This window comes from Isoptericola cucumis (assembly GCF_014635665.1).
Lineage (GTDB): Bacteria > Actinomycetota > Actinomycetes > Actinomycetales > Cellulomonadaceae > Isoptericola > Isoptericola cucumis.
Genome location: NZ_BMDG01000009.1, coordinates 136836 through 161620 on the forward strand (window position 1 = coordinate 136836; position 24785 = coordinate 161620).

The 24785-nt window shown below is 75.3% G+C and carries 17 protein-coding genes; 5 read left to right on the top strand and 12 right to left on the bottom strand.

Translation table 11 applies throughout. The features are described 5' to 3' along the window. Window positions 1-26: 26 nt before the first annotated feature. Together IEW03_RS13975 and IEW03_RS13980 are read right to left on the bottom strand one after the other, a co-directional pair. Window positions 27-857 carry an aldo/keto reductase gene (locus tag IEW03_RS13975; protein WP_188524304.1) on the bottom strand — a complete coding sequence of 277 codons (831 nt, stop codon included), beginning with the start codon at window positions 855-857 and terminating at the stop codon, window positions 27-29. 51 nt (window positions 858-908) lie between these two features. After that, window positions 909-1709 carry a helix-turn-helix domain-containing protein gene (locus IEW03_RS13980; protein WP_188524305.1) on the bottom strand — a complete coding sequence of 267 codons (801 nt, stop codon included), beginning with the start codon at window positions 1707-1709 and terminating at the stop codon, window positions 909-911. A gap of 53 nt (window positions 1710-1762) precedes the next feature. Between IEW03_RS13980 and IEW03_RS13985 the strand changes: the two genes are divergently transcribed. The 3 genes from IEW03_RS13985 (at window position 1763) to IEW03_RS13995 (ending at window position 7299) form a co-directional block, all read left to right on the top strand. Continuing rightward, a complete protein-coding gene (locus tag IEW03_RS13985) occupies window positions 1763-5281 on the top strand; it encodes a bifunctional proline dehydrogenase/L-glutamate gamma-semialdehyde dehydrogenase (protein ID WP_188524306.1) in 3519 nt (1172 codons plus the stop codon). 102 nt (window positions 5282-5383) lie between these two features. After that, entirely contained in the window at window positions 5384-6265 is an 882-nt protein-coding gene (locus tag IEW03_RS13990) for a patatin-like phospholipase family protein (RefSeq protein ID WP_188524307.1), read from the top strand. Continuing rightward, a complete protein-coding gene (locus IEW03_RS13995; RefSeq protein ID WP_229738090.1) occupies window positions 6262-7299 on the top strand; it encodes a 1-acyl-sn-glycerol-3-phosphate acyltransferase in 1038 nt (345 codons plus the stop codon). Before IEW03_RS13990 ends, IEW03_RS13995 begins: the two co-directional genes overlap by 4 nt. Window positions 7300-7362: 63 nt before the next feature. Here the strand turns inward: IEW03_RS13995 and IEW03_RS14000 are convergent, their stop codons facing one another. The 6 genes from IEW03_RS14000 to IEW03_RS14025 all read right to left on the bottom strand — a co-directional run bounded on the left by IEW03_RS14000 (window position 7363) and on the right by IEW03_RS14025 (window position 14246). After that, window positions 7363-8373: a LacI family DNA-binding transcriptional regulator gene (locus IEW03_RS14000; RefSeq protein ID WP_188524308.1), complete on the bottom strand. Its 1011-nt coding sequence runs from the start codon at window positions 8371-8373 to the stop codon at window positions 7363-7365. A 9-nt stretch (window positions 8374-8382) separates the two neighbouring features. Further along, the gene (locus IEW03_RS14005; protein ID WP_188524309.1) at window positions 8383-9954 is read right to left on the bottom strand and encodes a glycoside hydrolase family 1 protein; all 1572 of its coding nucleotides are present in this window, start codon (window positions 9952-9954) and stop codon (window positions 8383-8385) included. An 86-nt stretch (window positions 9955-10040) separates the two neighbouring features. Then, a complete protein-coding gene (locus IEW03_RS14010) occupies window positions 10041-10955 on the bottom strand; it encodes a carbohydrate ABC transporter permease (RefSeq protein ID WP_188524310.1) in 915 nt (304 codons plus the stop codon). Then, window positions 10952-12079, bottom strand: a complete 1128-nt coding sequence (locus IEW03_RS14015) for a carbohydrate ABC transporter permease (protein WP_188524311.1) — start codon at window positions 12077-12079, stop codon at window positions 10952-10954. Before IEW03_RS14015 ends, IEW03_RS14010 begins: the two co-directional genes overlap by 4 nt. Window positions 12080-12174: 95 nt before the next feature. Then, window positions 12175-13506, bottom strand: coding sequence for an ABC transporter substrate-binding protein (locus IEW03_RS14020; RefSeq protein ID WP_229738100.1), 1332 nt, complete (start codon window positions 13504-13506; stop codon window positions 12175-12177). Between the two features lie 218 nt (window positions 13507-13724). Then, on the bottom strand, window positions 13725-14246 hold the full coding sequence (locus tag IEW03_RS14025) for a DUF2505 domain-containing protein (protein WP_188524313.1): 522 nt from the start codon (window positions 14244-14246) through the stop codon (window positions 13725-13727). A gap of 63 nt (window positions 14247-14309) precedes the next feature. Between IEW03_RS14025 and IEW03_RS14030 the strand changes: the two genes are divergently transcribed. Further along, a complete protein-coding gene (locus tag IEW03_RS14030) occupies window positions 14310-15788 on the top strand; it encodes a sensor histidine kinase (RefSeq protein ID WP_188524371.1) in 1479 nt (492 codons plus the stop codon). 114 nt (window positions 15789-15902) lie between these two features. Here the strand turns inward: IEW03_RS14030 and IEW03_RS14035 are convergent, their stop codons facing one another. Then, a complete protein-coding gene (locus IEW03_RS14035) occupies window positions 15903-16151 on the bottom strand; it encodes a WhiB family transcriptional regulator (RefSeq protein WP_166849954.1) in 249 nt (82 codons plus the stop codon). Window positions 16152-16369: 218 nt separating this feature from the next. Between IEW03_RS14035 and IEW03_RS14040 the strand changes: the two genes are divergently transcribed. Continuing rightward, window positions 16370-16798 carry a hypothetical protein gene (locus IEW03_RS14040; protein ID WP_188524314.1) on the top strand — a complete coding sequence of 143 codons (429 nt, stop codon included), beginning with the start codon at window positions 16370-16372 and terminating at the stop codon, window positions 16796-16798. A gap of 73 nt (window positions 16799-16871) precedes the next feature. Here IEW03_RS14040 and IEW03_RS14045 read toward each other — a convergent pair whose 3' ends face one another. The 3 genes from IEW03_RS14045 to IEW03_RS14055 form a co-directional block, all read right to left on the bottom strand. Further along, entirely contained in the window at window positions 16872-21131 is a 4260-nt protein-coding gene (locus tag IEW03_RS14045; protein ID WP_188524315.1) for an FtsK/SpoIIIE domain-containing protein, read from the bottom strand. Window positions 21132-21238: 107 nt separating this feature from the next. Beyond that, a complete protein-coding gene (locus IEW03_RS14050; RefSeq protein WP_229738102.1) occupies window positions 21239-23830 on the bottom strand; it encodes an FtsX-like permease family protein in 2592 nt (863 codons plus the stop codon). 20 nt (window positions 23831-23850) lie between these two features. After that, on the bottom strand, window positions 23851-24651 hold the full coding sequence (locus IEW03_RS14055) for an ABC transporter ATP-binding protein (protein ID WP_188524317.1): 801 nt from the start codon (window positions 24649-24651) through the stop codon (window positions 23851-23853). Window positions 24652-24785 lie beyond the last annotated feature (134 nt).

Genomic DNA, 24785 nt, shown 5'->3' on the forward strand with positions numbered 1-24785 from the left:
GGCGTGCCGGCCGCGGTCGCCGCACGTCAGTGGCCGAACGCGTCGGAGTCGGTGACGTGCTCCTCGCCCCGGTCGAGCGCGGAGATCGCCGACAGCTCGTCGGCGGAGAGCTCGAGGTCGAAGATCGCGAGGTTCTCGCGCTGCCGCTCGGGCGACGCCGACTTCGGCACGGTGACGTACCCCTGCTGCGTCACCCAGCGCAGCACGACCTGGGCGGGGGAGCGGCCGTGGCGCTCCGCGATCTCGACGATCGTCGGCTCGTCGAGGATCGCGGCCGGCTTGATGGGGCTCCAGGCCTCGGTGACGACCCCGTGCTCGCGGTGGAAGGCCACGCTCGTGTCGCGGGTCGCCCAGGGGTTGAGGTTGATCTGGTTGACCTCGGGAAGCTCGCCGGTCTCGTCGAGCAGCCGGCGCAGGTGCGCGGGCTTGAAGTTCGACGTGCCCACCGCGCGGACGAGGCCCTCGGTCCGGAGCTGCAGGAGCCCGCGGAAGGCGTCGACGTACCGGTCCTGGTCGGGGTTGGGCCAGTGGATCATCAGGATGTCGAGGCGGTCGAGGCCGAGGCGCTCGAGGCTGGCCTCGCACGCCTGCCGGGCGCCGTCGACGCCGTGCCACTCCTTGTTGAGCTTCGTGGTGACGAACAGCTCGTCGCGGGGGACGGACGCCTCGCGCAGGCCGCGGCCGACCGCCTCCTCGTTGCGGTAGTTCTCCGCGGTGTCGATCGATCGGTAGCCGGACTCGATCGCGGCCGTCACCGCGGTGGCGGCCTCGTCGCCGGTCATGGGCCAGGTGCCCAGGCCGAGGACCGGCATCCGTGCGCCGTGGGCGAGGGGGATCGTGGGGGCGAGAGTGCTCATGCGAACCAACCTACCGAGGGGCGCGGCGGGTCGCCGGGCTCGTCCGCCGGGTCAGCGCGCGCTGCGGCGGAACGACGACGGCGTCTCGCCCGTGAGCCGCGCGAACGTGCGCGTGAACGACGGCTGGTCGTAGAACCCGGCGGCCGTCGCGACCTGCGCCAGCGGGGTGGTCGTCGACGTCAGCAGGTGCGCCGCCCGGTCCACGCGCGCCCGCAGCAGGAGCTGCCGCGGCGAGAGGCCGAAGACCTGGCGCACCCGCCGGTCCAGCACGGCGGGGGTGGAGCCGGCCATCCGGGCGAGGTCGGCGACCGTCAGCCCGACGCCGGGCGAGGTGTCCAGGTGTGCCTCGACCGCCGCCACCAGCCGCGCCATCGCGTCCATCGTCGCGTCGTCGGCGTCGCCGGAGCGCAGGTCCTGCGACACCGACACCAGCCCGGCGACCCGGCCGGCGTCGTCGCGCACCGCGAGCTTCGCGGTGAGGAACCAGCCGGGCGTGCCGCCGACGCGGCGGATGAGCTCGAGCTCGTTGCGCAGCGGGCGCCCGGTGCGCAGCACCTCGGCGTCCTGCGCCTCGTAGCGCTCGGCCAGCTCGGGCACGAACAGGTCGGTGGCGCGCCGGCCCAGCACCTGCCGGCGGGAGCGCTCGTTGGTGCGCCGCACGAAGACCTGGTTCACCGCGACGTAGCGCCCGGCGGCGTCCTTGGCGCAGAACATGACGTCGGACAGCTCGTCCATGAGCGCCACCATCACCGGCGACAGCGCCGACAGGAGCGCGGCGGTGCCCGACCATGCGTCGGAGCCGCCCGACCCGTCGGCCGGCGGTCCGGTCGTGTTGTCGGAATCTGCGCCCATCGCGGGCCCGATCGTACAAGACGAGCCCGCGGCCGAAGGAGCACCCTGGGACCATGAGCACTGCTGTTCCCGGGCGCGGGGTCGCGCCGACTGACCTGGTGAGCGCCGAAGCCCTGGTCGAGGACGCCGCCGCCCTCGCGCACCACTGGATCGCCGTCGCGTCCGGTGCGTCGCCGCAGGCGGGCGGGTCGTCGACCACGCGCGCGGACCGCAAGACCCGCGCCACGGCCGAGCGCCTCGGCTCCCTCGTCGCCGACCCCGCGGGCCTCGAGCTCGCCGTCGGTTTCGTGGACGACGTCGCCAGGCCGCACGACGTCGGCGTCGCCGCCACCGCGCTGTCGCGGCTGGGCCGGGACGCCGGGTCGGCCACGTTCCTCAGCCCCGTGGACCGGGCGCTGTTCAAGGTCGGCGCGGTCGTCGCGCCGATGCTGCCGGCGGTCGTCGTGCCGGCCGCCCGCGTCCGCCTGCGCCAGCTCGTCGGCCACCTCGTGGCCGACGCCGGCAAGGGCCTCACCCAGCACCTCGCCCGCACCCGGGCCGAGGGCTACACGCTCAACGTCAACCTGCTCGGCGAGGCCGTCCTCGGCGAGGACGAGGCCAAGGCGCGCCTGCAGCGCACCATCGACCTGGTGCGCCGCCCCGACGTCGACTACGTGTCCGTCAAGGTGTCGTCCGTCGCGGCGCAGCTCGTCACCTGGGACCTCGACGGCTCGCGCGAGCGCGTCGTCGAGCGCCTGCTGCCCCTGTACCGCGCGGCGCGCGAGAACGGCGTCTTCCTCAACCTCGACATGGAGGAGTACAAGGACCTCGCGCTGACCACCGCGGTCTTCACCGAGATCCTCGACCACGAGGAGTTCCGGGACCTCGAGGCCGGCATCGTGCTGCAGGCCTACCTGCCCGACGCGATGGGCGCGCTCGACCACCTCACCGAGTGGGCCCAGGCCCGCGTGGCCGCCGGCGGCGCCCGCGTCAAGGTGCGCCTGGTCAAGGGCGCGAACCTCGCGATGGAGCACGTCGAGGCCGAGCTGCACGACTGGGAGCTGGCGCCGTACCCGACCAAGCCCGACGTCGACGCCAACTACGTGCGCATCCTCGAGCACCACCTGCGCCCCGAGCGCACTGCCGCCGTGCGGCTCGGCGCCGCGTCCCACAACCTGTTCCACGTGGCGCTCGCGGTGCTGCTCGCCCGCAGCCGCGGCGTCACCGACGGGCTCGACGTCGAGATGCTGCAGGGCATGGCGCCCATCGAGGCCCGCCTGGTGCGCCAGGAGGTCGCGAAGGACGGCGGCCACGTCGTGCTGTACACGCCCGTGGTGCGCGACGAGGACTTCGACGTCGCGATCTCCTACCTGGTGCGCCGGCTCGAGGAGAACGCGACCGAGCAGAACTTCCTGCACGCGGCGTTCGCGCCCGCCTCGCCCGCGGCGGGCGTCGAGGCGTCCGCCATGGACCGCCAGGAGCTCGCGTTCCGCACGTCCGTCACCCGCGGGGTGCACTACGAGCCGTCCGACGTCGCGCCCCGGCGCCGCGACCGGTTCGACGGGGGTGCGCCCGCCCCGACCTCCGCCGGCCCGTCGGGCGACGTGTTCCGCAACGCCGTCGACACCGACCCCGCCGTCGCCGCGCACCGCGCGTGGGCCCGCGCCGTCACCGGCCCCGACTCCGGCTTCGTCGGCGTCCAGGCGCCCGAGGTCACCGACGTCGCGACGATCGACGACGCGGTCGCCCGCGCCGTCCGCGCCCAGGAGGCCTGGGCCGCCGTCGCGCCCCGCGACCGGGCGCGCGTGCTGCGCGCCGCCGCCGCGCGGCTCGAGGCCCACCGCACCGACCTCGTGACCGCGATGGTGCACGAGCCCGGCAAGACCGTCGCCGAGTCCGACCCCGAGGTCAGCGAGGCCATCGACTTCGCCAGCTACTACGCGCAGTCCGCCGAGCAGCTCGAGCAGGTGGACGGCGCGACCTTCGCCCCCGACGGCGTCACCCTCGTGACCCCGCCGTGGAACTTCCCCGTCGCGATCCCCACCGGCGGCGTCCTGTCGGCGCTCGCCGCGGGGTCCGCCGTCCTCGCCAAGCCGGCGCCCCCGACCCCCCGGTGCTTCGAGATCGCGATCGACGCGATCCACGAGGCCCTCGACGAGGTCGCCCCCGCCATCGGGCTCGACCCCCAGGTGGCGCGCGACGTCGTCCAGTTCGTCCGCGTGCCCGACGGTGACCTGGGCCAGCACCTCGTGACGCACGCCGACGTGGCGCGCGTCGTGCTCACCGGCTCCATCGAGACGGCCGAGCTGTTCGCCTCCTGGCGCCCCGAGCGCCCGGTGCTCGCGGAGACGTCGGGCAAGAACGCGCTGGTCGTGACGCCGTCGGCGGACCTCGACCTCGCCGTCGCGGACCTGGTCAAGAGCGCGTTCGGGCACGCCGGCCAGAAGTGCTCGGCCGCGTCCCTGGTCATCCTCGTCGGCTCGGTCGGCGACCCGTCCACCGAGACCGGCAAGCGGTTCCGCCGCCAGCTCGTCGACGCCGTGCGGTCGCTCGCCGTCGGCACGCCGGCCGAGCTGTCCACCGTCATGGGCCCGCTCACCGAGCCCGCGCAGGGCAAGCTGCTGCGCGCCCTCACGACGCTCGAGTCCGGCGAGACCTGGCTGGTCAAGCCGCGCCGGCTCGACGACGCGGCCGCCGTGGCCGGGATCGACCCGGAGCGGCTGTGGTCGCCGGGCCTGCGCGACGGCGTCGCCCCCGGGTCGTTCTTCCACCTCACCGAGGTGTTCGGCCCGGTGCTGGGCATCATGACGGCCAAGGACCTCGACGAGGCGCTGCGCCTGCAGAACCAGGTGTCGTTCGGCCTCACCGCGGGCATCCACTCGCTGGACGACGACGAGATCGCCGCGTGGCTCGACCGGGTCGAGGCCGGCAACGTGTACGTCAACCGGCACATCACCGGCGCCATCGTGCAGCGGCAGTCGTTCGGCGGCTGGAAGGCCTCCAGCGTCGGGCCGGGCGCGAAGGCCGGCGGCCCGAACTACGTGGGCCAGCTCGGCGCGTGGTCCGACGACACGTCGGTCGTCCCGTCGCGCGCGGGCGACCCCGAGGGCTGGCTCGCGTGGGCCGAGCGCTCCGACGCGGCCGCCTGGTCCGAGGAGTTCGGCGTCGGGCACGACAAGTCGGGCCTGGCGGTGGAGGAGAACACCTTCCGCTACCGGCCGCTGGAGCGGATCACGGTGCGGGTCGGCGACGGCGCGCTGCCGGTCGAGGTGCGCCGCGTGCTCGCCGCCGCCCGCCGCGCGGGCGTGCCCGCCGTCGTCGTGCCCGCGACGGACGCGGGCTGGGGCGTGCCGCACGAGCAGCCCGTCTCGCACGAGGAGTTCGCGGCCTCGGTCGCGGCCGGGCGGATCACCGGCCGCGTCCGCGTCCTCGGCGACGCCCCCGGGCTGGCCGAGGCCGCCGCGAAGCGGCTCGGCACCGTGACGGTGCTCGACGGCCCGGTGCTCGCCAGCGGTCGCCGCGAGCTGCTCGCGCTGCTGCGCGAGCAGGCCGTGAGCCGCACGCGCCACCGTTACGGCCACGTGCACGCCTAACCACCTCGCGGACGCCGTCGTGACGGCGATCCCGGGCACCGCCACCGGACGGGGCGGTGCCCGGGATCGCGCTCGCCACGACGGGGTGGCACGATCGCGCGCATGACGGTCGCGTTCGTGCTCGGGGGAGGCGGCGTGCGGGGCGCCGTGCACGTCGGGATGCTGCAGGCGCTGTTCGAGGCCCGCGTCCGCCCGGAGCTCGTCGTCGGCACCTCGATCGGCGCGATCAACGGCGCGGCCGTGGCCGCCGAGCCCAGCGTGGCCGTGGTCGACCGGCTGGTCGACGCCTGGTCCAGCACGACGGCGACCGAGGTCTACGGCGAGGCCTGGTACCGCCAGCTCGGCCGGCTCGCGCGCTCGCACACCCACCTGTACGACCCGGCGGCCCTGCGCCGCCTCATCGCGGGCACGCTCGGCGAGCACGCGACGTTCGAGGACCTCGAGGTGCCGCTCGTGGTCGCCGCGGCCAGCATCGAGCGCGCCTCCGAGCACTGGTTCGACTCGGGCCCGCTCGTCGAGGCCGTCCTCGCGTCGGCGTCGGTGCCCGGCGCGCTCCCGCCCACCGAGATCGGCGGCGAGCACTTCGTCGACGGCGGCATGGTGAACTCCATCCCGCTCGGCGAGGCCGTGCGCCGGGGCGCGACGACGGTCTACGTGCTGCAGGTCGGTCGGGTCGAGGAGCCGCTGACCGTGCCCACGAAGCCGTCCGACGTCGCGCGCGTGAGCTTCGAGATCGCGCGCCGGCACCGCTTCTTCCGTGAGCTGGAGGACGCCCGGTCCGTCGCGACCGTGCACGTGCTGCCCAGCGGCGGCTCCCTGCCCGGCGACGAGAAGGTGGGCGCGTTCCGCCGTCTCGACGCCACCCGGCGGCGCATCGAGCAGTCGTACGTCGCCGCCCGCGGCTACCTCGACGGGCTCGGCGACGGGCTCGGCGACAGGCCGGGCCCCGGCGACCGTGCACCCCGGCCGGGGGCGGCGTCGTGATCGCGCCCCCGCCCCGCTGGGTGCGGCGGGTGCTGCTCGCGCCGCTCGTCGTCCTGCTCGCCGTGCTGCTCGTGCCGACGACGCTGATGCTCGCCCTCGTCGTGGGCGCCGTCCTCACCTGGGTGCTGCCCGGGCGGCTGCGGGTGCTGCGCCTGCTGTGGATGCTCGGCTTCTACGTCGTGTGGGACGCCGCGTGCCTGGTCGGGCTCTTCGGCCTGTGGGTGGCGTCCGGCTTCGGCCTCGCCCTGCGGCGCCCCGGCATGCAGCGCGCCCACACGAACCTCGCGCGGGTCATGCTCGGCGTGCTGTTCTGGCAGGCCCGCTGGACGCTGCGGCTGCGGATCGACGTGGAGGCGCCCGCCGGCTCGGCGCTGCCCGGCGTCCCGCTGCTGGTCGTCAGCCGGCACGCCGGCCCCGGGGACTCGTTCATCCTCGTGGACGCCCTCCTCGGGCGCGCCCGCCGGACCCCCGCCGTCGTGCTCAAGGACACGCTGCAGTGGGACCCGGCGATCGACGTCCTGCTGCACCGGCTCCCCGCCGCGTTCGTCACGCCCCGCTCGCGGCGCCGGCCCGGGCAGCCGGGCGCGACGGCGACCGTCGCGGCGATCGCCGGCGGCATGGGTCCCGACGGCGCGCTCGTGCTGTTCCCCGAGGGCGGCAACGTGACCCCGCGGCGCCGCGCCGCCCGCATCGAGGCGCTCCGCGCCGCCGACCAGGACGTCCTCGCCGACCGCGCCGCGCGGATGCCGCACGTCATGGCCCCGCACGCCGGCGGCTTCCTCACTGCGCTCGACGCCGCGGCGCCCGACGCCGCCGTGCTCGTCGTCGCGCACACCGGGCTGGAACGGCTCGTCACCGTGCGGGACATCTGGCGCGAGCTGCCGATGGACAAGACCATCGTCCTCGGCGGCTGGCTCACGCCCGCGGCCGACCTGCCCACCGACGCCGAGGGGCGCGGGCTGTGGCTCTTCGACCAGTGGGAGCGCGTGGACGGCTGGATCGCCGCCCGCACGCCCGAGCAGGTGGCCGGCTGACGACGCAGGTTCAGCGGGCCGACCGCGGCGTGGTGCGGAACGTCCGGACGGTGGGGCTCGCGCTCACGCGGACTGTCCCTCCACGAGGCGGGGCACGAAGATCTGCGGCTCTGTCGGCGTCGGCACCCCGCCGACCATGTCCAGCAGCGTGGAGGTCGCGGCCGAGACCATCTCCACCACGGGCTGCAGCACCGTCGTCAGGCGCGGGGTGGTCCGCTCGGAGCCGAGCGCGTCGAAGCCCACCAGCGCCACGTCGTCGGGCACGCGCAGGCCGCGCTCGCGCAGCACCTGGAGCGCCCCGGTGGCCATGAGGTCGGACGCGGCGAAGACGCCGTCGACGTCGGGGTGCTCCACCAGGAGCTTCTCCATCGCGACGGCGCCGCCCGCGACCGTGAAGTCGCCGTGCGCGACCGCGTCCGTCGCCAGGCCCGCCTCCGTGAGGGTGCCCTGCCACGCGTCGAAGCGGTCGAGCGCCGCGGTCATGTCGAGCGGGCCCGTGATCGTCGCGACGTGCCGGCAACCCCGCTCGACCAGCCGCCGCGTCGCGACGGCGCCGCCCGCCGCGTTGTCGACGTCCACGAAACGCAGGGTCTGCGTGTCGAACGGCCGCCCGACGAAGACGGCGGGCAGGCCGGAGCTGATCAGCTCCTCCTCGATCCGGTCCTCCTTGTGGTGCGACGCCACGATGACGCCGTCCACGTGGCCGCTGCGCAGGTAGCGGGCGATGTGGCCGGGCTTCTCGCCGGGCCGGGCGAGCAGGAGCACCAGCTGCAGGTCCGTGCCGGTCAGGCCCTCGCTGACGCCCCGCAGCACGCCCGCGAGGAACGGGTCGGTGAGGATGCGCGCGTCCGGCTCGGGCACCACGAGGGCGATCGAGTCGGTGCGCCGCGTCACGAGCGAGCGCGCCGCCCGGTTGGGGGCGTACCCGAGCCTCGCGACGGCGTCGTCCACCGCCGCCTGTGCCTCGGGCGAGACCCGCTCGCCGCCGTTCACGGCGCGCGACGCCGTGGACCGCGACACCTTCGCGGCCCTGGCGACGTCGTCCAGCGTCGGGCTGCTGTGCTCGGTGCTCACGACGGGAGACTACTCTTCGGCACCCGGTCGGGCGGGCACCGCGTTCGCCGCGGCGACCGTCGCGTACCAGCGGCCCGAGGCCTTGACGGTCCGCTCCTGCGTCTCGTAGTCCGTGTGCACGAGGCCGAACCGCTTGGAGTAGCCCAGCGCCCACTCGAAGTTGTCCAGCAGCGACCACGCGAAGTAGCCGCGCACGTCCGCGCCCCCGTCGATCGCGTCCTTGACGGCGCGCAGGTGCGCGTCGACGAACGCGAGCCGGTCCTGGTCGTCGACGCTGCCGTCGGCCTGCACGACGTCGGGGTACGCGGCGCCGTTCTCGGTGACGAAGAGCTGGATGCCCCGCGGCCCGGTGTAGTCCTCCTGGAGCCGCAGGAGCAGGCGGGTGAGGCCCTCGGGCTGCACCTCCCAGCCCATGTCGGTGGTCGGCAGACCGCGGCTGTGGTGGTGGATGCCGTCCGGCACCGGGTTGGGGGAGCGGACCTCCCACACCGGGGCGTCGTCCGCCTGCTCGCGCGCGCCGTCCGGTCCCGCGGTGCCGTCGGGGTCGGCGCCGCCCGGGTGCTGCGGCCGGGCGGACACCGCGCCGCCGTTGTAGTAGTTGACGCCGAGGACGTCGATCGGGGTCGAGATGATCTGCAGGTCGCCCTCGCGGACGTGCTCGGCGAACCCGAGGTGGGCGACGTCGTCGAGGATGTCGGCCGGGTAGGCGCCGCGCAGGATCGGGTCGAGGAAGATCCGGTTGAACATGCCGTCGTCGCGTCGGGCGACGTCGACGTCGGCGGGGTCCGTCGGGTCGACCGGGTCGGAGACCGTGAAGTTGAGCGTGATGCCCAGGGTGGCGGCCGGGTCGAGCTCGCGCAGGGCCGACGTCGCCAGGCCGTGGCCGAGCATGAGGTGGTGCGCGGCCGCCAGCCCGAGCTCGGGGGACTTCTTGCCCGGCGCGTGGGCGCCGGAGGTGTAGCCGAGGAAGGCGGAGCACCACGGCTCGTTCAGCGTGGTCCACACCCCGACCCGGTCGCCCAGGGCCTCGTGCATCGCGACGGCGTACTCGGCGAACCGGTACGCCGTGTCGCGCGAGGGCCACCCGCCGAGCTCCTCCAGCGCCTGGGGCAGGTCCCAGTGGTACAGCGTCAGCCACGGCAGGAGGTCCGCGCCCAGCAGCTCGTCGACGAGGCGCGAGTAGAAGTCGAGGCCCTCGCGGTTGACCGTCTTGCCGTCGGGCATGATCCGGGCCCACGACGTCGAGAACCGGTAGCTGCCCAGGTCGAGACGCTTCATGAGCGCGACGTCCTCGCGGTAGCGGTGGTAGTGGTCGCACGCGACCATCCCGTCGTCGCCCGCGTGCACCGCGCCGGGGACGCGGCAGAACGTGTCCCAGATCGAGTCCTGGCGGCCGCCCTCGGCGCCCGCACCCTCGACCTGGAAGGCCGCCGTGGCGGTGCCCCAGAGGAACCCGTCGGGGAAGGCGACCCGGCCGGCGCTGTTCGGCGTCGGGGCGGTGAGCGGTGCGGTGGGCGCGAACGGCACCGGCGTGCCGGGTGCCGGGATGCGGGCACCCGGGCCGGGGATGACGAGGCTCATATGACGAGATCTTTCCCTGTGTGTCGGGCCCGCGGGGGGCCGCTGTGGGGTGGGTTCGGGTGCGCTCGGCGCAGGGAGGGCGGGCGTCAGCCCTTGACCGCTCCGGCCATGATGCCCGCGACGAGCTGGCGGCCGACGAACACGAAGATCACCAGCAGGGGCAGCGTCACGAGGAAGATGCCGCCCATCACGAGCGAGTAGTCCACGAAGAAGTTGGCCTGCAGCGACTTCACCACGAGCGGGAGCGTCGGGTTCTCGCTGTTCAGCACGATCGACGGCCAGAAGTAGTTGGTCCACTGCTGCACGAAGGTGAACAGGCCCAGCATCGCGGCCGCGGGGCGCGCCGCCGGCAGCGCCACGGACCAGAACGTGCGGATCATGGACGCCCCGTCGACCCGGGCGGCCTCGATGAGCTCGTACGGCAGCGCCTCCGAGAGGTACTGCGTCATCCAGAAGACGCCGAACGCCGTCACGAGGCCGGGGACGATCACGGCCTGCAGCTTGCCGATCCAGTCGAGGTCCGACATGAGGATGTACAGCGGGATGACGCCGAGCTGGGTGGGCACGGCCATCGTCGCGATGACGAACACGAGCAGCGGACCCCGGCCGCGGAAGCGGAGCTTCGCGAACGAGTACCCGGCGAGCGTGGAGAACAGCACGACGGACGCGGCGGTGACGACGGCGATGATCACCGAGTTCGTCAGGGCCTTCCAGAAGTTGATCCGGTCGGACTCGAAGACCGTGGCGAACTGCTGGAAGAGGCTGGCGTCCGGCAGCCACTGCGGGACGGCCTCCTGCGCGATGGTCACGGGGTCGGACGACCCGAGCAGCAGCGTGAAGTACAGCGGGAACATCGAGATCAGCAGCACGGTCCCGAGCAGGATGTACGTGAGCCTGCCCGGCCGGCGCTGCGCGGAGCGGGTGCCGCGGCCGCGGCGCTTGGCGGCCGCGCGGGCGGCGCGCTTGCCGGCGGTCTGGGCGGTGACGGCGACGGAGCTCATCGACGGTCCTCCCGGTCGGTGGTCGGGTCGGTGGGCGCGGGCGCGGGCGCGGGGGTGGGCGGCGCGGTGCCGGCACCGCCCGCGGCGCGGGCCTGGGCGAGCAGCCGGCGGGTGTGCCGCCGGCTCACGGCAGGAGCCTTCGGGCCGGAGGTGGAGATCCGCCGGGTGATGAGGAAGTTGACCATGCCGATGAGGACGATGAGCAGGAACAGGAGCCAGGCCACGGCCGCGGCACGGCCGAAGTCCTTCTGGTTGCCCCACGCGACGTCGTACAGGTAGACGACGGTGGTCATCCAGTCCCGGTTCGCCCCGCCGAGCCCCGTGGAGTCGAACATGCGGACCTCGTCGAAGATCTGCAGGCCGCCGATCGTCGAGGTGATGACGATGAAGATGATCGTGGCCCGGATCTGCGGCACGGTCACGGAGAAGAACTGGCGCACCCGGCCGGCCCCGTCGATGACGGCGGCCTCGTAGAGCTCGCGCGGGACGGCCTGCATCGCGGCCAGGAAGATCAGGGCGTTGTAGCCGGTCCAGCGGAAGTTCACCATCGACGCGATCGCGACGTGGCTCGCGATCCGGTCGCTGTGCCAGCCCACCGGGTCGATCCCGACGATCCCGAGGAGCTCGTTGATCAGGCCGTACTGGTCGGCGAACAGGCGGCCGAAGATCATCGACACCGCGACCGGGGCGACCACGTAGGGGATGAGCACGCCCATCCGCCAGAACGTGGCGGCCCGCAGGTTCTGGTCGAGCAGGGCGGCGATGGTGATGGCCAGGAGCACCTGGGGGATGCTGGAGAAGACGAAGATCGAGAACGTGTTGACCAGCGACTTCCAGAACACCGGCTGGGCCAGCACGGCCGAGAAGTTCTCGAGCCCGACGAATTCGCCCTGCCCGCCCAGCAGGTTCCACTCGTGCAGCGAGACGAACGCCGTGTACCCGAGCGGGAACAGCCCGGTGAGGGCGAACAGCAGGAAGAACGGCGAGATGTACAGGTAGGGGGAGAGCTTCACGTCCCAGCGGCCGAGCCGCTGGGAGAACCCGACGCGTCGGGGCGGGCGGGGCCCGGAGGCACCGCGGCCACCGCGGCGGTGCGTGGGCTGGGTGGGGGAGAGGACGGCCATCTGCTGCTTCCTGTGCTCGCCGGTTCGAGGGCCCGTCGGTGGGCCGGCGCCGCGTGGCGCCGGCCCACCGACGGGGTCAGGGACTGGTCAGGTGGTCAGAGCCCGAGCGACGCGTACGTGTCGAGGGCGCCCTTCCAGCTCTCCTCGGGGTCGTCGCCGCCGATGTCCACCCGCTCGAGCGCGTCCTGCACGCCCTGGTGGATGGCGAAGTAGTTCTTCCCCTTGTACGGCGCGCCCTCGATCGCCTCGGCGCGTGCGGAGAAGATCGGCCCGACGGGGGCGTCGTTGAAGAAGTCGTTCACGGACGTCTGGACGGCCTCCGAGGCCTGGGCCTCGACCTGCGACGGGAAGGTGTTGGCGTTCTCGTACGCCTTGGTCTGGATCTCCGGGGAGGTCAGCCACGCGGCGAGCTCCTTGGCGGCCTCGGTGTTCGGGCCGCTCGCGGGGACGGTGAGGAACGAGCCGCCCCAGTTGACACCGCCGCCGGGGAAGACGTCGGCGACGTCCCAGCCCTCGACGCCACCGGCGTTCTGCTCGATGGACGCGGTCATCCACGGCGGGCAGATCATGGTGGCCCAGGCGTTGTTCTGGAAGCCGGCGGTCCAGTCCTCCTCCCACTGCTTGAGGCCCGCGGAGAGCTCGTCGTCGACCGAGGCGGCGAGCACCTGGTCGTAGAGGTCACGGATCTCCGTGTTGGACTCCAGGTCCTTGGGCTCGCCGGTCTCCGGGTCCTCGTAGGCGGCCGGGAGCTGGTTCACCATGCCCTGGTAGGTGGGCGTGGCGCTGTCGAACCAGGCCGCGTCGGACTTCGCGACGAACTTCTTGCCCGCCGCGAAGTAGTCGTCCCAGGTGGCGTCCTCGCCGCCGAGCAGCTCCGCGACCTTCTCGCGGTCGGTGGGCAGGCCGGCCTTCTTGAACAGGTCGGCGCGGTAGCAGATGGCGCTCGGGCCGATGTCGGTGCCGTAGCCGAGGAGCTTGCCGTCCGGCGTGCTGGCCTGCTGCACCTTCCAGTCCAGCCAGCGGCCCTCGAGCTCGGGGTCGGCGAGGTCCTCGAACAGGTCGGGGAACTCCATGAGCTCGGGCAGCCAGTCGACCTCGATCGCCTCGATGTCGGCGAGGCCCTCGCCGCCGGCGGCGAGCTTGGTCGTGAGGTTGTTGCGGGCGTCCTCCGACTTGGCCGCCGTGACCTGCTTGACGGTGACGTTCGGGTGCTCCTCGGTGTACGCGGCGAGCAGCTCGTCGGTGTACCCGAACTGGTTGAAGGTGGCGACGGTGAGGGTGATCTCCTCGTCGCCGGAGGTGGCGCCGTCGTCGGCGCCCTCGGAGTCCCCGCCGCACGCGGCGAGGGTGAGGGCGAGGGTCGTGACGCCGGCGGTCGCCGCGACAGCGCGGCGGGTGCGTCGGGTGCGTCGGGTGCTGTCGAGCACGATGACTCCCTTGTCTGGATCGGACGTGCATGCGGTTGGGCAAGATGGGAGCGCTTCCACCGTCATGGTGGTAGCGCTCCCATGACCATCCCGAATGCTTCCCTCACAGGGGGGCGTGAGTCAAGGCCGGCTGCGCGAAGACGGGGGTGAACCGTCGTCGTCAGACCGTGTTTCCGCAGGTCAGAGCGGGTATGCGAGGAAGGGGCGTGATGGGATCGTTATGGGCCGACGGGCGGCCGGCCCCCGGCCCCGAGCCATTCGCGGCCGGCCGCGCCCTCCGCCTCGAGGGTCGTGCGCACCGCCCGGGCGGCCGCCTCGGCCACCACCGAGCCGAACAGCGGGACCGACGCGCGCACCACGCAGTCGTAGACCTGGCGCGACCCGCCGTCCGGCAGCCGCTCGAGCGCCACCGTGCCGGTGACGCGCACCGGTGCGCCGGCGATCTCGACGGCGACCGTCCCCACCCGGCGTCCGCCCACGGGGGGCTCCCAGGCCTCGGCCTGGCGCACCTCGAGCCGGTCGCCGACGAACGGGCGGACCTGGACGGGGATGAGGTCGGTGGGCAGCGTGCGGCGCACCACGACCGTGAACCCGGCGTCGGGGCTGCCGGAGACGTCCACCTGCTCCACCGTGCCGTCGGCGGCCCGCGCGGCGCGCCAGCGCACGAACGTCTCGTCGGCGAGCATCGCCACGACCTCGTCCGCGTCCGCGGGGAAGGTGAGCTCCACGGTCAGGTGCACGGGGCCACCCTACCGAGGCGGGCCGGACGCGCAGGCGCCCGTAGTCTGGTGGGCGTGTCCGCCATGAGTGACCTCATCGCCCTGCACACCGACCTGCCCGAGGGCGACGTCGAGTGGTTGCACCTGCTCGTCGGCGACTGGCAGGTGGTGTCCGACCTCGCGTTCGCCGACCTGGTGCTCTGGCTCCCCACGAGCACGGGCGGGTTCGTGGCGATCTCGCAGTGCCGCCCGTCCACCGGGGCGACCGTGCACTACGACGACATCGTCGGCTCGTTCGCCCCCGACGGACAGCGGCCGCAGCTCACCGCGGCGATGACGGAGGTGCGGGCCCAGCGCTCGCGCGAGCCCCGCTGGTTCGGGGCCTACGCGGTGCGCGAGGAGGCGGTGCCCGTCGTGCACGAGGGGCGCCCCATCGCCGTCGTCGCGCGGCAGACCAACCTCGGGTCGGGGCGCACCCCCAGCCGGCTCGAGCTCAACTACGTCGAGTCCGCCGACGACATCCTCGCGATGATCGGCCGGGGCGAGTACCCCACGCCCAACGCGGCGACCGGGCCGCGCCGCGGCGCACCCCGCGTGGGCGACGGTCTCATCCGGCTCAACTCCGAGGGCGAGGTGCTCTACGCCAGCCCGAACGCGCTGTCCTGCTTCCACCGGCTCGGGGTGATCGGGCCGCTCGTCGGCCAGTCGCTCGTCGAGGTGACCGCCGAGATCGTCCAGCACCAGAACGCGGTGGACGAGTCGCTCCCGCTGGTCGTCATGGGCCGGGCGCCCTGGCGCACCGACATCGAGGCGAAGGGCGTGGCGCTGTCGTTGCGCGCCCTGCCGCTCACCGACCACGGGCAGCGGATCGGCGCCGTGCTGCTGTGCCGGGACGTCACCGAGCTGCGACGCCGCGAGCGCGAGCTGATGACCAAGGACGCCACGATCCGCGAGATCCACCACCGGGTGAAGAACAACCTCGCCACGGTCGCGGCGCTCCTGCGGCTGCAGGCGCGCCGCATGGACGTCCCGGAGGCGCGCGCGGCGCTGGAGGAGGCCATGCGGCGGGTGGCCACGATCTCGCTGGTCCACGAGTCGCTGTCCCAGACGCTCGACGAGCACGTCGAGCTCGACGACATGCTCAGCCGGGCGCTGCGGCTGGCGGCGGACGTCGCGTCGACCCGCACCAAGGTGAGCACCCGGCAGTCCGGGTCGTTCGGGATGGTCCCGGCGCAGGACGCGACGCCGCTGGCCCTGGTGCTCACCGAGCTCGTGACGAACGCCGTCGAGCACGGCTTCCCCGGCCGGGAGTCCGGCGTCGTCGAGATCGACGTGACCCGGTCGGGCTCGGAGCTGAGGGTCGTCGTCGCGGACGACGGCGTGGGGATGCCGGAGGGGATCGCCACGATGGGGCGGGCGTCCCGCAGCGGGCTCGGCTCGCAGATCGTGCAGACGCTGGTGACGAACGAGCTGCGCGGCACGATCGACTGGGCGGCGCGCGACGGCGGCGGTACGCAGGTGGTGCTCGAGCTCAAGCTGCGCGACGGGCAGCCGGCGCGGTAGCCGACCTGCGTCGTGACCGAGCGACGGTCAGGACACGGCGACGGTCATGACATGCGAGAGGGGCGGGCCGCACCTGGTGCGACCCGCCCCTCTCGTACTGGCTCTCGCCGGGAGTCAGCCTGCGCGGCGGGCGCGGGCGGTACGGCGCTTGAGCGCGCGGCGCTCGTCCTCGCTCATGCCTCCCCAGACGCCGGCGTCCTGGCCGGACTCGATCGCCCACTTGAGGCACGTGTCGACGACGTCGCAGCGACGGCAGACGGCCTTGGCCTCCTCGATCTGGAGGAGTGCCGGTCCGGTGTTGCCGATCGGGAAGAAGAGCTCAGGGTCCTCGTCGAGGCAGGCAGCCTTGTGGCGCCAGTCCATGTCATCTCCTACGGGGTGGGAACCCGGGGGGCGGGGCCCCGGGGCACGACACAGCATGCCCATACGGGTCCAGGTTCGGGGGTTCAGCGGAACTGCTATCCAGAGTCACACCTCGTGAAGCACCGCACAAGAGGTTGCGGGAAAGTTTCTCCCACATGAAGCGTGAGTGCTTGATCACACTGTTGTGAAACTGCAGGTCGCACGTATTCTGGCGTGTCATGCGCCCTCCTGTCACCCCCTCCGACGCTACGCCCACCGGCCCGGACCGCGCCCGGCCGGCGCTGCTGCGGGTGGTCGCCGCGGGCGTCGCCCTGGAGGTCGCGCTGCTGGTGGTGATGGCCGCCGTCGTGGTGATCGAGCTCGTCCGCGGGGGCTCCGGCAGCGCGGGCGTGAGCATCTTCCTCGTGCTGTTCTTCCTCGGCGTGGCCTGGGCGCTGGTGGCCGCGACCCGCGTGCTGTGGCAGGGACGCCACGGCGGGCGCGCCCCGCTCGTCGTCTGGCAGGTCATGCAGGGGCTGGTGGGCGTGAGCCTCCTGACCGGGGGCGTGACGTGGGCCGTGCTGAGCGGTGTCGCGCTGCTCGTCGTCGCGGCCGGCGTGCTCGTGTCCCTCGTGACGCGCCAGGTCGTCGAGGCGACGTCCGACTGAGCCGGCACCGAGCCGGCACCGAGCCGGCCAGGCCACCCGGCCGGCTCGCCTGACCGCGCTGCCCCGACGGTCGTCACGGCCGGGCGACCTGGAGCGGCTGGGCCAGGCCCGACACGACGAGCGCGCCGCGGCCCGGCCGGGGCGGGCCCGGCTCCACGGCGTCGGCGAGCGACGTGCCGACGGCCTCGTCCGCGCCGCGCTCCGCCGGGTGCAGCACGACACCGGTGCGCGCCGCCCGGAGCTCGGCCAGCACGCCGCGGTGCGCGAGCAGGGTCCCGGTGGTGGTCGCGGAGGCGACGAGGACGCGCCCGTCGCCGGGATCGTGCAGCCCGGCGAGCCGGTCGGCCTCCAGCGGGCACGTCTGCGCGAGCGCGTCGACGTCGTCCACCAGCACGACCCGGAGCGCGTTTTGGGGGGCCCGGCCCGGTGCTGCGGGGTGGCCGGCCGCCGGGTCGAGCAGCTCGTCGAGCAGACGGGCGACTCCCGCGGCCGACGGCGTGACGGCGGGGGCGCTCGCCGCCTCGGCCCGCAGCAGGGGGTCCCGCGAGACCACGGCGGCGAGGCGGCCCGTGGCCGCGAGCCGGCGGGCGACCAGGCGCAGCACGGTCGTGCGGCCCGACCCGCGCGGACCGGTCACCAGCGCCCCGGCGGCGACGTCGAGGTCCAGCGGCAGCGCGGCGTCGCCGCCGACGCCCAGCACGACGGTCGTCGGGCCCGCCGGTGCGGCCAGCGACGCGGCGTCGACCTCGGACGGCAAGGGGCGCACGACGACGGGCGGCCGGCCGCCACCGGTGGAACCTGGGGATGCCGGGCGGGCCGCGCGGGGCGGGAGCAGCACCTGGCAGACCAGCGGCCGGTCCCCGAGCCAGGCCGCACGCCCGGGGGGCCCACCCGACCCCGCGAGCCCCGAGGGGGCGCCGAGGACGACGTCGGCATGGGCGTCGCGGCCCAGCAGCACCAGCCGTGGCCCGACCCGGGACGCGAGGCCGGCCACGGTGGCGCCGTCGGCGGCGAGCGCGAACGCCGCGCCGCGGCCGGCGAGCGCCCCCGCCAGGGGGTCCCAGGGGTCCGGTCCGGCGAGGGCCGCGCGCAGCTGCTCGACGGCGTCCACCACGACGAGCACCGGCGGCGCCCCGGCCGGCGGCGCGGCGTCGTGGGCGGTGAGCCGCCGCAGCAGGCGTGCCGCGCGGCGGGGGTCGTCCGGCCCGGCGAGCGTGCCGAACCCGGGGTGGTCCGTGAGCGGCGCGAAGGAGTCCTGGGCGGCGCGCGGGACGAGAGCGTGCACGTGCCAGCCCCGGTCCAGGCCGTTGCGGGCGAGGGCGAGCAGCGTCGTCGTGCGGCCGGAGCGGGCGGCGCCGACGACCGCAAGATGCCCGTCGGCAGGGGCCCAGGTGATCAGGCGGCGGCGCTGGTGGCCCGGGTCGTCGCCGAGCGCGACGGGCAGCGCCGCCGCGGCGCCGGGCGCCCCTTCGGGCTCGGCGGGCTCGGGGACGAGGTACCGGCCGGCCTCGTCGGTGGTCACCAGCTCCGGCAGCGGGGGCAGCCACGGCGCCGGGCCGGCCGACAGCCCGCGCCGGGCGGCGGCGGCGCGCAGCGCGACCACCATCCGGTCGGCGTCGTCCGTCCCGGCCGCGCCGTCGTCGGGGACCCGGTCCGTGGGCACGGCGCGGGTCCGGTCGACGGTCCGCCAGGCGGGGGCACGCCGCACGACCGGGCCGGCGGTCCGCGGCGTACCGGCGTGGGCGCACTGGAGGACGACGGGCGCCGCGGCACCGAGCCGCAGCACGGCCCTGCCGGGGACACCGGGGCGGATGCGGGCCGCCGCCGCGGTGTCGACGACGTCCAGGGAGTCGGCCGCGTCCACCACGCGCAGCGCGATGCGTGCCGACACGTTGGCGCGCACGTCCGCACTGACCGCGCCCGCGGGACGCTGGGTCGCGAGCACGAGGTGCACGCCGAGGGAGCGCCCCTGCGCCGCCACCCGCAGCAGGCCGGGCAGGAACTCCGGCAGGTCGTCGGCCAGCGCGCGGAACTCGTCGATGACGACGACGAGGCGCGGCGGCGCGTCCGCGTGCCCGTGCAGGGCGGCGAGGTCGGTGACGCCGTGCGCCGCCAGCAGCTCCTCGCGGCGGTGCAGCTCCGCGCGGAGCCCGGCGAGCGCCCGGCCGGCGAGCCCGGCGTCGAGGTCCGAGACCTGGCCCACCACGTGCGGGAGGCCGGTGCAGGGCCCGAACGAGGCACCGCCCTTGAAGTCGACGAGGGCGAGCGCGAGGTCGCGCGGCGACCGCCGGGCCGCGAGCCCGAGCACGAGGGCCTGCAGGAGCTCGGACTTGCCCGCCCCGGTGGTCCCGGCCACCAGCAGGTGCGGCCCGTCGGCGACGAGGTCCAGGTGCACGGTGCGGCCGGCGGCGTCGACGCCGAGGGGGACGGCCCAGCCGGGGGCGTCCCACCCGGCGCCGTCCCCGTCCGCAGGTCCGTGGGGGTGGTGCGCGCCGCCGTCCGTCCGCCCGCCCGCGTCGGCGTCCAGGAGCCCGGCGAGCGAGACCGTGCGGGGCAGGCGCGGGTCGGCCGGGTCGACGTCGCCGGCCGACCCGTACGGCCCCGCCGGGCTCGCGGGGCCGGGGGCTCCCGTGCGCGTCCCGCCCGTGGGGTCGAGCTGCGCGAGCTCGCGCCGCATCCCGGCGAGGCCGGCCGCCCGCCGCGCCACCCGCTCCGCCCACGCCGTCGAGACCCCGACGGCGGGCGCCGACTCCGCGCTCCCGTCGGGTGCCCGGCGGTCGAGCGGACCGCCGGCGTGCAGCTGCCACACCGCGCGGCACCACGACGGGGGTACCTCGTCGTCGGGCAGGCACAGCACGACGGCGTCGACCCGCTCGTCCCCGGTGCCGTCGGCCGGGCCGGCCGGCACCTTCGCGACCGGCCACGGGTCGCCGGGCCGCGGGACGGCGACCGCCGCCGCGGCCCCCGCCTGCCCGGCGACGTCCACCACGACGACGCGCGGCCCGCCGTCCGGCAGCCAGCGGCACCACGACCACGCGTCCCGGCCCGGACCGAGCACGGTCACGGCCGCGCCGCGGGCAGCCAGGTCGACGACCACCGCCCGGGCGACGGCCCGGACGCCGTCCCGCGACCCGCGCACCGCGAGCGCGCCGTCGGGCACGAGAGGGCGTAGCGGCGCGGCGTCGCCGGTCCGCGTGCCTGCGCCCGGGGGAGCGGCGGCGCGTCGCAGGGCGTCCCGCCAGGCTCCGTCGGACGCCTCGTGGGCCGCCACCACCCGCGCGAGCGTCCGCCCGGGCTCGGTGCCGGGAGGTGACGACGCTGCCGCGGGGCGCTCCGCGGCGGCCGCCACGTCCGGCTCCCCCGAGGGGCGCGTGCGCGCCTGCGCCCTGCGCCGGCGGGCGGCGAGCAGCTGCGGCACGAGAGCGGCGACGCCCACCAGGGAGAACAGGGCGTAGGCGGGCTGGCGCAGCGCGGCGGCGAGCACGAGCGAGCCGATCACCGGGACGATCGCGGTGGCCGCCGTCCCGGCGCCCGGTCCCGGCGCGTCGTCCGTCGCCGGGGTGGGCGTCGCGAGCCAGCGGGCGACGTCGCCCGAGGCGTGCAGGCTGGAGTGCGCGCCGGCGCTCTCGAGCAGGACGCCGGGCCGCCACCGCCGCGGCAGCCTGCCCACCCGGCTGCGCCGCCGGCGCCCGCCGGCGGTGGTGCGCACCAGGGTCGCGGCCCCGGCCCGCGACCGCACCGGCACCCCGCCCCGCGACCGCACGCGCACCCGGCCCCGCGCGTCCACGCGCACGACCAGGGTCGGTGCCTGCCCGACGTCCTCGAGGGTGGTCTCCGTGCCCGGCCGCAGACCGACCACCCGCCCCGCGGCGGGCCCGTCGGCCGCCGCGACCAGCCACGGCCGGCGCAGCACCGCGTCGCGCTCGTCGTCCGCGACCGTCCCCTCAGCCGTCCGACCTGCCGTCCGACCCGCCGTCCGACCTGCCTGCCCGGGTGCGCGTCGTGACCGGGCGGGCGGCGGCCCGGCGACGGCGAGGACCACGCCGGGCAGGAGCGGGCGCCCACCGACGACGTCGGCGTCGGCGACCGGGACGCCGTCCGCCGTGAGCCGCGCGTGGCGCAGCTCGGGGCGGCGCAGCAACGTGGCCAGCCCGCCCCGCAGGTCGCCCAGCGGGACGCCGGCCGGCAGCAGCACGTCCTCGTCCGGGCGGACGGTGACGCGGACCGTGTCCCGCGCCGCCTCCGGCTCGGCCGTGACGGCGCCGGTCACGAGAGGTCCGGGGGCGACGGGTCCGGGCACGACGGGGGCGGGCCCCCCGGAGGTCATGGTCATGACCCCCAGGGTGCCCGCCCCCGGCCGTCGTCACGGACGGCCTGTGGACAACTCCGCCCGGGCGTTCGCCCGCGGAGCCGCCGTCACGGCGCCCGTCACAGCGATCGTCACTCCGTGGCCAGCGCCTCCACGGGGGAGGTGCGCACCGCCGTGCGAGCGGGGGCCACCGACGCGACCAGCCCGGCCACGAGGGCCACGCCCAGCATCAGCAGGACGTCGCGCCACGGGACGGCGATCGCCGGCTCGCCCGCCCAGCCCAGCGCGGCGGCCGCGCCGGTCCAGCCGTACACGAGCCCGAGCAGCACGCCGAGCACGGCGCCGACGAGCGCGATGAGCACGCCCTCGACGGCCAGCATGCCGCGCAGCTGGGCCTTCGACAGGCCGATCGCCCGCAGCGTGGCGGACTCCCGCCGCCGCTCGATGACCGACAGCGACAGGGTGTTCGCGACGCCGATCAGCGCGATCACGACGGCCACGGCGAGCAGCCCCACCACGATCCCGAGCGCGGTGTCGATGACCTGCTGGAAGCTGGCCCGCTCGACCGCGGCACCCAGGACGTCCGCGGGCGCCTCGGTGTCGGCGACGGCGTCCTGGATGGTGGGCACCACCGCGGCGGCGTCGCGCGGGTCGTCCAGACCCACCCACAGTCCGGTCGTGGGCGCCGCGGCGTCCAGGGTCGCGAGGTCGTCGGGCACGAGGACGACGGCGTCGTCCGCGAGCTCGGTGACCGCTGCGGTCGTCTCGAGGGGCCCGTCGGGGCCCGTGAGGGTGAGCGTCTGCCCGTCGGTGACGCCCCAGACGTCCGCGACGTTCTCCGGGACCACGGCGGTGCCGGCGGCCAGCGGCGTGAGCGACTCGGTGCTGCGCAGCACCGACGCGGCCTCGTCCGGGTCCATGCCACGGGCGATCACCTGCGCGGCCTCGTCCACGCCGTCGCCGGCGAGCTGGACCGACGTCGCGGGCACCTCGAGGACCGAGGCGACGCCGTCCAGCTCGCGGACCGTGTCCCCGAGCCCCGCGGGGACCGGCGTCGCGTCCTTGCCGGAGCCGGACAGGTCGGTCGAGACGGTGACGTCGACCGGGTAGCGGCCGTCGAACTCGGCGTCCATGGTGATGCGGGCGCTCGCCGCGGCCGTCGACATCATGCCGACGAGCGTCACGCCGATGAGCAGCGCGGTCGACGTGGCCGCCGTGCGGCGCGGGTTGCGCAGCGTGTTGGCGGCCGCGAGCCGTGCCGTCGGGCCCGAGGCGCCCACGAGGCGCCCGGCGAGGGCGACCACGCGGGGCAACCAGAACACCGCGCTGACCAGCACGCCGACGAACGACAGGACGCCGCCCGCGACGCCGACCAGCAGGCCCGTGGTCGGTTCGCCGGCCGCGGTGCTGAGCGCCACGCCCGCGCCGAGCAGGGCGAAGCCCACCACCGCGACGAGGAGGGACAGCACGAGCCGGACCCGCCCGGCGCCGCGGGCGGCGGTCGGGGCCTCGTCCGGGCGCAGCGCCGCGAGGGGGGCCACGCGGGTCGCCGCGCGGGCCGGGGCGAACGCCGCGACCAGCGTGACCAGGGTGCCCACGACCACGGGGACGAGCACGACGGCCGGGGTCAGGGTGATGGTCTCCGGCAGCGGGACGCCGAGGTCCATGCCGCGGCCGACGGCGAGCGCCGCCTGGCCGAGGCCGAGGCCGGCCAGCAGGCCGACGACCGAGGACGCGAGCCCCAGGAGGGTCGCCTCGAACAGCACGGACCGGCGCAGCTGGGACTTGTCCGCGCCGACGCACCGCAGCAGGGCGAGGGTGCGGGTGCGCTGGGCGACGAGCACCTGGAACGTGTTCGCGATGACGAGCGCCGCGACGAGCAGCGCGATCGCCGCGAAGACGAGCACGAACGTCGTGAAGATGACGTCCTCGCCGCCGGTCATCTCGCTCGCGACCGACTCGGCGTGCTCGTCGGGCGTCACGACGTCCACCGCCGACACGTCCATGCCGGCGTTCGAGGCGGCGGTCGCCGCGGCGCCGGTGATCGCCTCGCGCGTCTGCCCGACGTCCACGCCCTCGTCGAGGGTCACGAGCAGGGTCGCGGGCTCGCCCGAGCTCTCGCCCGGACCCATGAGGTCGGCCTCCCAGCCCTGGACGTCCGCCGCCGGGGCGACGGCGGCGCCGCCCATCATGGAGAAGGCACCGTACGGGTCGTCGAGCGTGCCGGAGACGGTGAGCTTCTCTCGGACCTCGGTCCAGGCCTGCTCGTCGACCTCCTGGTCGCCGTCGAGGACGTTGCGGGCCAGGGTGATCTGGTCGCCGGGCGCGACGTCGAGCCGCTCGGCGACGTCCGTCGGCAGCGCGATCTCGCCCGCGGCCTCCGGCAGCGCGCCGTCCGTGACCGTGAGCGGCAGCACCGCGGGGTCCGTCGGCTCGGCGAGGACGCCCTGGAAGATGGTGCGCCCGCCGTTCTCGAGCTGCTGGTAGCTCATGAGCTGCTCGTCGGCGGTGGCCACGCCGGCGACGTCGCGCACCGCGTCCTCGGTGGCGCCGCCGGGCGCCGCGCCGCGCACGACGAGGTCCGCGCCGGTGTACTGCGCGGCGATCGAGTCGTAGGTGGTGGACGTGATGACGTTGCCCGCGAGCAGCGTGACGGCCACGAACGCGGTGCCGATGACGATCGCGACGGCGGCGGCGGCGAGCCGGCCGGCGCTGCGTCGCATCTGCGACAGGGTGAGGCGGATCATCGCGCGGCCACCGTCCGCAGCGCGTCGAGGCCGGCCAGGGCGGACTCGGGCGTCGGGTCGGTGATGTCGCCGGCGATCTTGCCGTCGGCGATGAGGACGACGCGGTCCGCGTACGCGGCGGCGGCCGGGTCGTGCGTGACCATGATGATGGTGCGGCCGAGCTCGCGCACCGAGCGGCGCAGGAAGCTCAGCACCTCGGCGCCGGAGCGGGAGTCGAGGTTGCCGGTCGGCTCGTCCGCGAACACGACGTCGGGCTGGGCGATGAGGGCGCGTGCGATCGCGACGCGCTGCTGCTGCCCGCCGGACAGCTCGGCCGGGCGGTGGGTGAGGCGCTTGCCGAGCCCCAGGGTGTCGACCAGCGTGCCGAGCCACATCTTGTCCACGGTGCCGCCGGCGAGCTCGACCGGCAGGGTGATGTTCTGCTCGGCGGTGAACATGGGCAGCAGGTTGAACTGCTGGAAGACGAAGCCGACGCGGGTGCGGCGCACTGCCGTGAGCGCCTTGTCGTTCAGGCCGGTGACCTCCGTCGAGCCGACGAACGCCTGCCCGCTCGTGGCGGAGTCGAGGCCGGCGAGCAGGTGCATCAGCGTGGACTTGCCCGAGCCGGAGGGCCCCATGATGGCGGTGAAGCGGCCCGCCGCGAAGTCGACGTCGACGCCGTCGAGGGCGCGCACCTCCGCCTCACCGCGCCCGTACGTCTTGGTCAGGGCGCGTGCCCGGACGGCGGGGGTGACGGCGGGACGCGCGCCTGCGGCGGGGGCGTCGTCGGGGATCGGGACGTACACGGTCGTGTCCACGGAGCTCTCCGGTGTGGTCGGGGTGGTGGCGCGGCGGGCTCGGACGAGCCGGCCGGCCAGGACACCTGAGACGTTACGGAGACCGGGGAGCGGGGCACATCGGCCCCCGGGCGGTTCCTGGGGGCTCCCAGGTC

Coding starts and splice junctions, on each gene's coding strand:
- IEW03_RS14035 (WP_166849954.1), bottom strand. CDS start 16,151: ATGGACTGGCGCCACAAGGCTGCCTGCCTCGACGAGGACCCTGAGCTC.
- IEW03_RS14045 (WP_188524315.1), bottom strand. CDS start 21,131: ATGACCATGACCTCCGGGGGGCCCGCCCCCGTCGTGCCCGGACCCGTC.
- IEW03_RS14010 (WP_188524310.1), bottom strand. CDS start 10,955: ATGAGCTCCGTCGCCGTCACCGCCCAGACCGCCGGCAAGCGCGCCGCC.
- IEW03_RS14015 (WP_188524311.1), bottom strand. CDS start 12,079: ATGGCCGTCCTCTCCCCCACCCAGCCCACGCACCGCCGCGGTGGCCGC.
- IEW03_RS14005 (WP_188524309.1), bottom strand. CDS start 9,954: ATGAGCCTCGTCATCCCCGGCCCGGGTGCCCGCATCCCGGCACCCGGC.
- IEW03_RS14050 (WP_229738102.1), bottom strand. CDS start 23,830: ATGCGACGCAGCGCCGGCCGGCTCGCCGCCGCCGCCGTCGCGATCGTC.
- IEW03_RS13990 (WP_188524307.1), top strand. CDS start 5,384: ATGACGGTCGCGTTCGTGCTCGGGGGAGGCGGCGTGCGGGGCGCCGTG.
- IEW03_RS14040 (WP_188524314.1), top strand. CDS start 16,370: ATGCGCCCTCCTGTCACCCCCTCCGACGCTACGCCCACCGGCCCGGAC.
- IEW03_RS13985 (WP_188524306.1), top strand. CDS start 1,763: ATGAGCACTGCTGTTCCCGGGCGCGGGGTCGCGCCGACTGACCTGGTG.
- IEW03_RS14030 (WP_188524371.1), top strand. CDS start 14,310: ATGAGTGACCTCATCGCCCTGCACACCGACCTGCCCGAGGGCGACGTC.
- IEW03_RS13975 (WP_188524304.1), bottom strand. CDS start 857: ATGAGCACTCTCGCCCCCACGATCCCCCTCGCCCACGGCGCACGGATG.
- IEW03_RS13980 (WP_188524305.1), bottom strand. CDS start 1,709: ATGGGCGCAGATTCCGACAACACGACCGGACCGCCGGCCGACGGGTCG.